Below are 8,776 nucleotides of genomic sequence, written 5' to 3' on the forward strand. Positions count from 1 at the left end.
CGGGAATCGGGGGCGGTCATGCCGCCGAATCTATCACCTCGGGCTCAGCGGACGATGGGGACCGTCACCGGGGCCTTCTCGTCGATCTCCACCTCCACCTTGCCCAGGCGCCAGAGCAGCGAGCTGAAGTTCACCTTCACCCGGTGGCCCTTGGCCGTCTCCACGAGCGCCTCGCCCTCCTTGGGGAGGTACTCTCCCACCTCGTACTGCAGCCCGGTGAAGGTGACGCGGTCGGTGCCCAGCGGCCCGGACACCTCGCCCGGCCCGTCGAACACGAGCGTAGTGCTGCCGAAGATGGGGGCCCCCTCGCGCAGGCCCACGCGCCCGTCCACGCGGTAGGTGTTGCCAGCGCGGCCCGGCAGCTCGCCCGACGTCTCGGTCCAGAAGCGCTTCTCATCGCCGCAAGTGCCGTAGCCCACCTTGGCCTGGAGCGGCTGGCCATCCACCTTCAGATCGTGCAGGTCGGCGGTGAGGTCCATCCGCTCCTCGCCTCCGTTGTAGAGGAAGGCGCTCTGTCCCACCACGGTGTGCCCGTTCACCGAGCACTTGCCCTCGGGGAAGGAGAGCACCACCGCGTCCGAGGTGTTGTCCTTGGACTCGACGGTGGCGGTGACGCAGGCCACCTTCGTGTGGGCGCCCTCGGCGGCCCTGCCCACGAAGGTGCGCCGGGGCTCGCCGCAGGTGTAGACGGGGAGGATTCCGAGCAGCTCGAGCGCCATGCGCGCCTGGTGGGCCGCGTGCACGGCCAGGTCCACCCGGGCGCGGGCGTCCTCGATCTCCTCCTTCGTGGGCGGTTCCCGATCGCAGGCCGTGGCGAGGACGGTGAGGGCGAGGGTGAGGCAGGCGCGGATTCGCATGGGGGGGGTCCTTGAGGTGGGTGACCGGCTGCACATGGCGCCGGGCGCGGGTACAGCAGAGCAACCCTCATGCCCTTCATGCAAACCCCCGGAGCCCCATGGACAGGCGCGCGAGGACGTGCAGGGGGCTGCACAGCCCCAGGGTCCTCTCGTCATGGACGGGAATCACTCACCCGCCGTTGATGATGGGGGGCCGATTGATTCCGAGGGGTTTCCCACCGTCCCCAGGCATCTGGTTGGACCGGAGGGCGTGAGGGCGGCATGCTGCTCGCCCTGCGGAATCTCCCGAGGCTCCCGACATGCCCCAGTCCGAACGCAAGCTCTACCAGTTCCCCATCTCGCACTACTGCGAGAAGACCCGTTGGAACCTCGATGCCAAGGGGCTCTCCTATGACATCGAGAACCTGATTCCCGGTCCGCACCGGCTGGTGACGAAGCGCCTGACGAAGGGCAATCGCGGCACCGTCCCCGTGCTGGTGGACAGGGGCGTCGTCGTCGCGGACTCCACCGAGATCGCCCTGCACCTGGAGCGCACCTACCCGTCGACTCCCGCCCTGGTGCCCGTCTCCGGGTCCGAGCGCGAGCGCGTCCTCGAGCTGGAGGCCTTCTTCGACGAGACGGCCGGCAAGCACGTGCGCCGCTGGGCCTATGCGCACCTCTTCGCCGGCAACGCGGACATCGCCCCGCTCATGTTCGGCGACTTCCCCGCGCCGCTGCGGCTGCTCGGGCGCGTGCTGCTACCCGTCATCAAACAAGCCATCCGGAAGCAGTACCAGCTCACGCCTCCCAAGGTGGAGGAGTCCCGGGTGAAGCTGCTGGAGGGGCTCGAGCGGCTGGAGCGCGAGATTCAAGGAGACCCCTCGCGCTACCTGGTCGGCGCCTCCCTGTCGATCGCGGACATCGCCGCGGCGTCGCTCTACGGCCCGCTGCTCGCCATCGAGGGCTCTCCCTACGCCGCCCGGCCCGGAGAGATCGTCCCGCCCGCCATCGCCGAGATGCGTGCCGCCGTGCTGGCGCGGCCCGCGGGCCAGTGGGTGCTCCGGCGCTACCAGGAGGATCGTCGGCGCCTGGCCCGGGGCTACGGCGCACGCTCGGAAGCGGCGAACGGCTGAGCGTGGGTGCGGGGAGGCCGGGGTTACCGGCCTCGGAGGCCGGCCGTCATGCCGCCGTCCGCTACGAACACCCCGCCCGTGCTGTAGCTGCTCTCGTCGCTGGCGAGGTGGAGGTTCAGGTAGGCGATCTCCTCGCTCTTTCCGTAGCGCTGCATGGGGACTCGCTGCGCCATCCGGCTCTTCACCGCCTCCTCGTTGCCGGGCGCGAGCCGCGTGTGGATGGCCGCCGTCATGTCGTTGTCGATGACGCCCGGGCACACCGCGTTCACCCGGATGTTGAACGGCGCGCCGTCATGCGCCAGCGCGCGCGCCAGGCCCACCACCGCGTGCTTGCTGGCGGTGTACGCCGAGTTGGACGGCAACGAGGAGATGCCCACGACCGACGAGGTGAGGACGATGCTCCCGCCCCCGCGCTTGCGCAGCTCGGGGAAGGCATATTTGACGGCCAACCAGCAGCCGCGCACGTTGATGGCCATCACCTCGTCGAAGTCCTCCACGGAGTGCTCGTCCAGGGGCTTGTAGGGGCCCTCGCAGCCCGCGTTGGCCACCAGCACGTCGATGCCGCCGAAGCGCTCCGCCGCCTGCTGGATGTAGCGCTGCGTGTCCTCGACCTTCGACACGTCCGCCACCGCGTAGCCGAGGTGCTCGTGGTTGAGCTCCTGGAGCGTCTTGCGGAGCTTCTCCTCGGTGCGGCCCACGATCAGCACCCGGGCTCCCTCCTGCAGGAACAGCTTCGCCGTCGCCGCGCCAATCCCGCTGCCACCGCCGGTGATGACGGCGACCTTGTTCTCCAACCTCTTCATGAGACTGCTCCGCGCGTGTGAAAACCCGAGGGGCGCCCCGGGCGGCGATATTTTTGGAAAAAAGAAGGGGCACCGCAAGCCGAGGCTGGGAAGGAGCCACGGGGGTGGGTGGACGTGGCTCGAGCGACTCGGGCAGCATGCGCGCCACCCGACGGCGGGTGGAATTCAGGCAGACGGCCTGGGAATTCCCCGCCGCCTGGCGGGTTGGCAACCTTCGTCTCACCTGACACAGCACAGCGAGAACGCATGAACAGCAAGAAGCCGCTCCGCAATTCCTGGGCTCCCGGCGCGCTCGGGGCCTGCCTCCTTCTGGGGTGCACGGCCAGCTCGCGCAACACCCCGTCGGACGCCACCGCGCAGCCGTCCGTCCAGGCCTCCACGCCGCGGACACTCGGCGTCGACACGAAGTACTTCGACTCCAGCGTGCGCCCGCAGGACGACTTCTTCCGCTACGTGAATGGCACGTGGCTGAAGACCGTCCAGATGCCCGCGGACAAGGCCCGCTACGGCTCCTTCATCGAGCTGCGGGACAAGAGCGAGGCCGCCCTGCGCTCCATCATCGAGGAGACCGCCGCCATCCAGGGCAAGAAGGACGGCACCGACGCGCAGAAGGTCGGCGACCTCTACCAGAGCTTCATGGACACGGAGCGCATCCAGGCGCTCGGCATCGAGCCGGTGCGCGGGGACATCGACCGCATCGCCGCCCTGCGGGACAAGCAGCAGCTCCCGGAGCTCTTCGCCGAGCTGATGCGCACCGGCACTCCGACGCCCTTCGTCTTCTTCGTCGGGCAGGACGCGAAGCAGGCGGACCGCTACATCGCTTACGCCAACCAGAGCGGCCTGGGCCTGCCGGACCGCGACTACTACTTCAAGACGGAGCCGCGCTTCGTCGAGACGCGCGCCGCGTACGTCTCCTATGTCGAGACGCTGCTGCGGCTGGCGGGGGAGAAGGACCCGGCCGGCGCGGCCAAGGCCATCCTGGCCCTGGAGACGTCGCTCGCGGAGAAGCAGTGGGACCGCGTGCGCAACCGGGACCGCGAGGCCACCTACAACCTCAAGAGCGTGGCCGAGCTGGACAAGCTCACGCCGGGCTTCTCGTGGACGCGCTTCGTCAAGGCCGTGGACGCGGAGAAGACGCCCGCCGTCATCGTCCGCCAGCCGGATTACTTCCAGGCCCTGGACGCGGTGCTGGCCAGCACGCCGCTGCCCACGCTCAAGCAGTACCTCACCTTCAAGCTGCTCGACTCCCACGCGCCGCTGCTGAGCAGCCCCTTCGAGGAGGCCCACTTCCTCTTCCGTGGCAAGACGCTCCAGGGCCTGCAGGAGAACCGCCCCCGCTGGAAGCGCGGCGTGGAGGCCGTGGACAGCTCGCTGGGCGAGGCTGTCGGCCGGCTCTACGTGGAGCGCAACTTCAGCCCCGAGAGCAAGGCGCGCATGCAGGTGCTGGTGAAGAACCTGCAGACCGCCTTCAAGCAGGGCATCGACCAGCTCGAGTGGATGAGCCCCGCCACCAAGGCGCAGGCCCAGGCCAAGCTGGCGAAGTTCAACGTGAAGATCGGCTACCCGGAGAAGTGGCGCGACTACTCCGCCGTCGTCATCAAGAAGGATGACCTGGTCGGCAACATGAAGCGCGCCGACGAGTTCGAGTTCCGCCGCATCATCGGCAAGCTCGGCAAGCCCATCGACCGGGGCGAGTGGGGCATGACGCCGCAGACGGTGAATGCCTACTACAGCTCGACGATGAACGAGATCGTCTTCCCGGCCGCCATCCTCCAGCCGCCGTTCTTCAACCCCGAGGCGGATGACGCCACCAACTACGGCGCCATCGGCGGCGTCATCGGGCATGAGATCAGCCACGGCTTCGACGACCAGGGCAGCCGCTCGGACGGCGACGGCAACCTGCGCGACTGGTGGACCCCGGAGGACAAGGCCGCCTTCCAGCAGCGCACTGGCATGCTGACCGAGCAGTACGCCGCCTTCAGCCCGCTGCCGGGGATGAACGTCAACGGCAAGCTCACCCTGGGCGAGAACATCGGCGACCTGAGTGGCCTCACCGTCGCCTTCAAGGCCTACAAGCTGTCGCTGGGGAGCCAGCAGCAGGCCCCCGTCATCGAGGGCTTCACCGGCGACCAGCGCTTCTTCCTCGGCTGGGCCCAGGTGTGGCGCACCCTGCACCGCGACGATGCCCTGCGGCAGATCCTCCTCACCGATTCGCACTCGCCGGGCGAGTACCGGGTGAACGGCGTGGTGCGCAACATGCCCGAGTTCTACTCCGCCTTCGGCGTGAAGGAGGGCGACGGCGCCTTCCTGCCCCCCGAGAAGCGGGTGAAGATCTGGTGAGCTGAGCCCCCCTGGCGCGCTCCGGGGGCGCTTCCGACGCGGCGAGTCATGCGCCTTTTCGGAAATACGCCCCCGGGCTGATAGGTTCGCGCGCCACCATGAGAATCCGCGCTCTTTCCGCCGCCGCGTGCGCCCTCTGGCTCACGCACTGCAGCCATTCCCCGACGACGCTGGAGGCCCAGGCCCCCAGCGCGTCTCCGGCTCCCACCGCCCCGACTCCCGCCGTCTCCTCCCAGGAGAGCACCGCGTCCGCGCGTCCGACCTACCCGGTCGCTCGCAAGGATGACGTGGTCGAGAACTACCACGGCACCCAGGTCGCCGATCCGTACCGCTGGCTGGAGGATCCGGACTCGCCCGAGTCCCGCCAGTGGATCGAGTCCCAGAACCAGCTCGCCTTCGGCCACCTGGAGAAGATCCCCGTCCGCGCGCGGATCAAGCAGCGGATGACCGAGCTGTGGGACTACGAGAAGTACAGCGTCCCGTGGCGCGAGGGCTCCCGCTACTTCTTCAGCCGCAACAACGGCCTGCAGAGCCAGTACGTGCTCTACACGGCCGACTCGCTCGACGCCGAGCCCCGGGTGCTGCTCGACCCGAACACGCTGTCCACGGATGGCACGGTGGCCCTCTCGGGCACGGCCATCAGCCAGGACGGCAACCTGCTGGCGTACGGCGTGGCCTCCGCTGGCAGTGACTGGATGGAGTTCCGCGTGCGCGACGTGCGCACGGGCAAGGACCTGCCGGACATCATCAAGTGGGTGAAGTTCTCCGGCGCCTCGTGGACGCGCGACGGCAAGGGCTTCTTCTACAGCCGCTACGACGAGCCCAAGGCCGCCGAGGCCCTGCGCGGCGCCAACTACTACCAGAAGCTCTACTTCCACAAGCTGGGCACGCCGCAGGCCGAGGACGTCCTCGTCTACGAGCGCAAGGATCAGAAGGAGTGGGGCTTCGGCGGCTCGGTCACCGATGACGGGCGCTACCTCCTCATCAACGTCACGCATGGCACCGAGCAGAAGAACCTCGTCTTCTACAAGGACCTGAAGGACCCCAAGGCCAAGGTCGTCGAGCTGATCAAGGACTGGGACGCCGAGTACAGCTACGTCGGCAACGACGGCTCGCTCTTCTGGTTCCAGACGGACCTGGATGCGCCGCGCGGCCGCGTCGTCGCCATCGACCTGCGCAAGCCGGAGCGCAAGAGCTGGAAGGAGATCATCCCCCAGGGCGAGGAGACGCTCTCCTCGGTGAGCTTCATCAACGACCAGCTCCTCGTCAACGTGATGAAGGACGCCCACTCCCAGGTGCGCCTGTACTCGCGTGAGGGCAAGCTCGCGGGTGAGCTGCCCCTGCCGGGCCTCGGCACCGTCTACGGCCTCGGCGGCAAGCGCGAGGACACGGAGACCTTCTACGCCTACACCAGCTACACCTCGCCGACGACCATCTACCGCTACGACCTGAAGAAGGGCCAGAGCCAGGTCTTCAAGGCGCCGACGGTGAAGTTCGATCCGTCGCAGTACGAGACGACGCAGGTCTTCTACACGAGCAAGGACGGCACCCGCGTCCCCATGTTCCTCAGCCACAAGAAGGGGCTGAAGCTGGACGGGACGAACCCCACCCTGCTGTACGGCTATGGCGGCTTCAACGCCCCGATGACGCCGAGCTTCAGCGTGGCCAACCTGGTGTGGATGGAGCAGGGCGGCGTCTACGCCGTGGCCAACCTGCGCGGCGGTGGTGAGTACGGCCGCGAGTGGCACCAGGCCGGCACGAAGCTGCGCAAGCAGAACGTCTTCGACGACTTCATCTCCGCCGCCGATTGGCTCATCGCCCACAAGTACACCGCCACCCCCCGCCTGGGCATCATCGGCCGCTCCAACGGCGGGCTGCTGGTGGGCGCGGCGGTGACGCAGCGTCCGGACCTGTTCGGCGTGGCCCTGCCGGGCGTGGGCGTGATGGACATGCTGCGCTTCCACAAGTTCACCATCGGCTGGGCGTGGACGAGCGACTACGGCTCCTCGGAGAACCCCGAGGAGTTCAAGGCGCTCTACGCCTACTCGCCGCTGCACAACCTGAAGCCGGCGCGCTACCCCGCCATGCTCGTCCACACCGCGGACCATGACGACCGCGTGGTGCCGGGCCACAGCTTCAAGTTCACCGCGGCCGCCCAGGCGGCGCAGCTCGGCGAGGCCCCGGTGCTCATCCGCATCGAGACCAAGGCCGGCCACGGCGCGGGCAAGCCCACCGGGAAGATCATCGAGGAGTACACCGACCTGTGGGCCTTCTCGCTGAACCAGATGGGCCTGGGCGGCGGTCAGCCCGTCGCGAGCGACTCGGCGCGCTAGCCCGTCGCGTCTGAAGCAGTACCCCCGCCCCTCTCGAGGAGGAGGGGCGGGGTCTCAGGCGGAGCTGGCCTCGGTGAGCGCGCCCAGGAGCCTTCGGGCCCGGGTGAGCTCCTCCTCGATGCCGCTCCGCTCATAGGTGGCGATGGCCTGCTCCAGGTGGGCTCGTGCCGCCGGGATGTCGCCTCGCTCGATGAGCAGCTCGGCCCAGGTGAAGTGCGTGTGGGCAGCCTCGAGGTGCAGCTCTCCCGTCTCGAAGAGTCCCATGCTGGTGTGGAGCTCGCGCTCGGCCTCCGCCCACTCTCTCCGCGCGGCGAGCGTCTGGGCGAGGACGCGCCTGGCGAGGGCCTCGGCGAAGATGCCCCCCGCGGTTCGGGCCTCCGCGATGGCCTGGTGGGCCAGCACCTCGGCCTCGGTGAGCCGCCCCGTGCGCCACGCCATCTCGGCATCACTCGCCGCGAACCAGTCCCGGCACAGCAGCGGCTCGCCGACACTGTCCATCAGGGACTTGCGCCGCTCCGCGGTCGCCGCCGCCTCGGCGTGCTGGCCCAGGCGGCTCTGGGCCCACGCCATCAGGCCCACACCCAGGAAGGTGAGCACCCGGTCCCCGGACTGCTCCGCCGCGGCGATGGCCACACGGCTGGACTCGAGCATGCGCGGCAGATCCCGACCGAACATGGCGATGTCACCCAGGATGAGCTGGCAGAAGGCGATGGCCGTGAGGTTCTTCGTCTCCCGCGCGTGTGCGAGCGCCCGCTGGTACTCGGCGATCGCGGTCGGGTACTGGCCGAGCGCCGCGAGCGCCTGGGCCCGGAAGCCGACGGTCCACACCCAGTTCACCCAGTCGCCCGTGCGCTCCAGCGGCCCGATGGCCTGGGCGAGCAGCCGCTCGGCCTGGCCGACATGGCCCTGCAGGAGCAGCACCCGCCCCATCATGAAGGAGGGGATGGCGAGCAGGGCCTCGTCCCCCGTCCCCTGGCACTCCAGCAGCACGCGCTGGAAGTAGCCCATCGCCTGCTCGTAGGAGCCCTGGTAGACGTGCAGCCGTCCCATCCAGAAGTGCACGCGGGCCAACCGGGAGTGGTCGGCTCCCCCCTCGGGGGTGCGCAGGCTGAGCGCCAGCTCCTCCACCTCCGCCAGCCGCTGGAGGTTGCGCTCCGGAGGGACGGCCACGAAGGACACGCTCACCAGTCCCAGGGTCGTGTCCACCCGCTGCCGCCGCTGCTCCTCGGTGTTGGACAGGTGGGAGAGGGCCTCCAGGGCCTTCGTGTAGTGCTCCCGCGCCTCGGCGTGGGCGTACAGCCGGGCCGACGCATCTCCGGCCGCCACGAGGT

The 8,776-nt window shown here is 69.1% G+C and carries 6 protein-coding genes; 3 read left to right on the forward strand and 3 right to left on the reverse strand.

All coding sequences use genetic code 11. The features are described 5' to 3' along the window. Positions 1-44: 44 nt before the first annotated feature. On the reverse strand, positions 45-857 hold the full coding sequence (locus tag VF697_RS39275) for a hypothetical protein (RefSeq protein ID WP_331103280.1): 813 nt from the start codon (positions 855-857) through the stop codon (positions 45-47). A gap of 299 nt (positions 858-1,156) precedes the next feature. Here VF697_RS39275 and VF697_RS39280 point away from each other — a divergent pair, with 299 nt between their 5' ends. Beyond that, positions 1,157-1,969, forward strand: a complete 813-nt coding sequence (locus tag VF697_RS39280) for a glutathione S-transferase family protein (RefSeq protein WP_331103282.1) — start codon at positions 1,157-1,159, stop codon at positions 1,967-1,969. Between the two features lie 23 nt (positions 1,970-1,992). Here the strand turns inward: VF697_RS39280 and VF697_RS39285 are convergent, their stop codons facing one another. Further along, positions 1,993-2,772, reverse strand: coding sequence for an SDR family NAD(P)-dependent oxidoreductase (locus tag VF697_RS39285; RefSeq protein ID WP_331103284.1), 780 nt, complete (start codon positions 2,770-2,772; stop codon positions 1,993-1,995). A 246-nt stretch (positions 2,773-3,018) separates the two neighbouring features. On the opposite strand from VF697_RS39285, the gene VF697_RS39290 reads away from it, so the two are divergent. Next, the gene (locus tag VF697_RS39290; protein ID WP_331103286.1) at positions 3,019-5,112 is read left to right on the forward strand and encodes a M13 family metallopeptidase; all 2,094 of its coding nucleotides are present in this window, start codon (positions 3,019-3,021) and stop codon (positions 5,110-5,112) included. Positions 5,113-5,210: 98 nt separating this feature from the next. After that, on the forward strand, positions 5,211-7,445 hold the full coding sequence (locus VF697_RS39295; RefSeq protein WP_331103288.1) for a prolyl oligopeptidase family serine peptidase: 2,235 nt from the start codon (positions 5,211-5,213) through the stop codon (positions 7,443-7,445). Positions 7,446-7,499: 54 nt separating this feature from the next. Here the strand turns inward: VF697_RS39295 and VF697_RS39300 are convergent. Then, on the reverse strand, positions 7,500-8,776 hold a 1,277-nt coding region (locus VF697_RS39300), incomplete at its 5' end, for a tetratricopeptide repeat protein (RefSeq protein WP_331103290.1).

It is taken from the genome of Archangium sp., assembly GCF_036388035.1.
Lineage (GTDB): Bacteria > Myxococcota > Myxococcia > Myxococcales > Myxococcaceae > Archangium.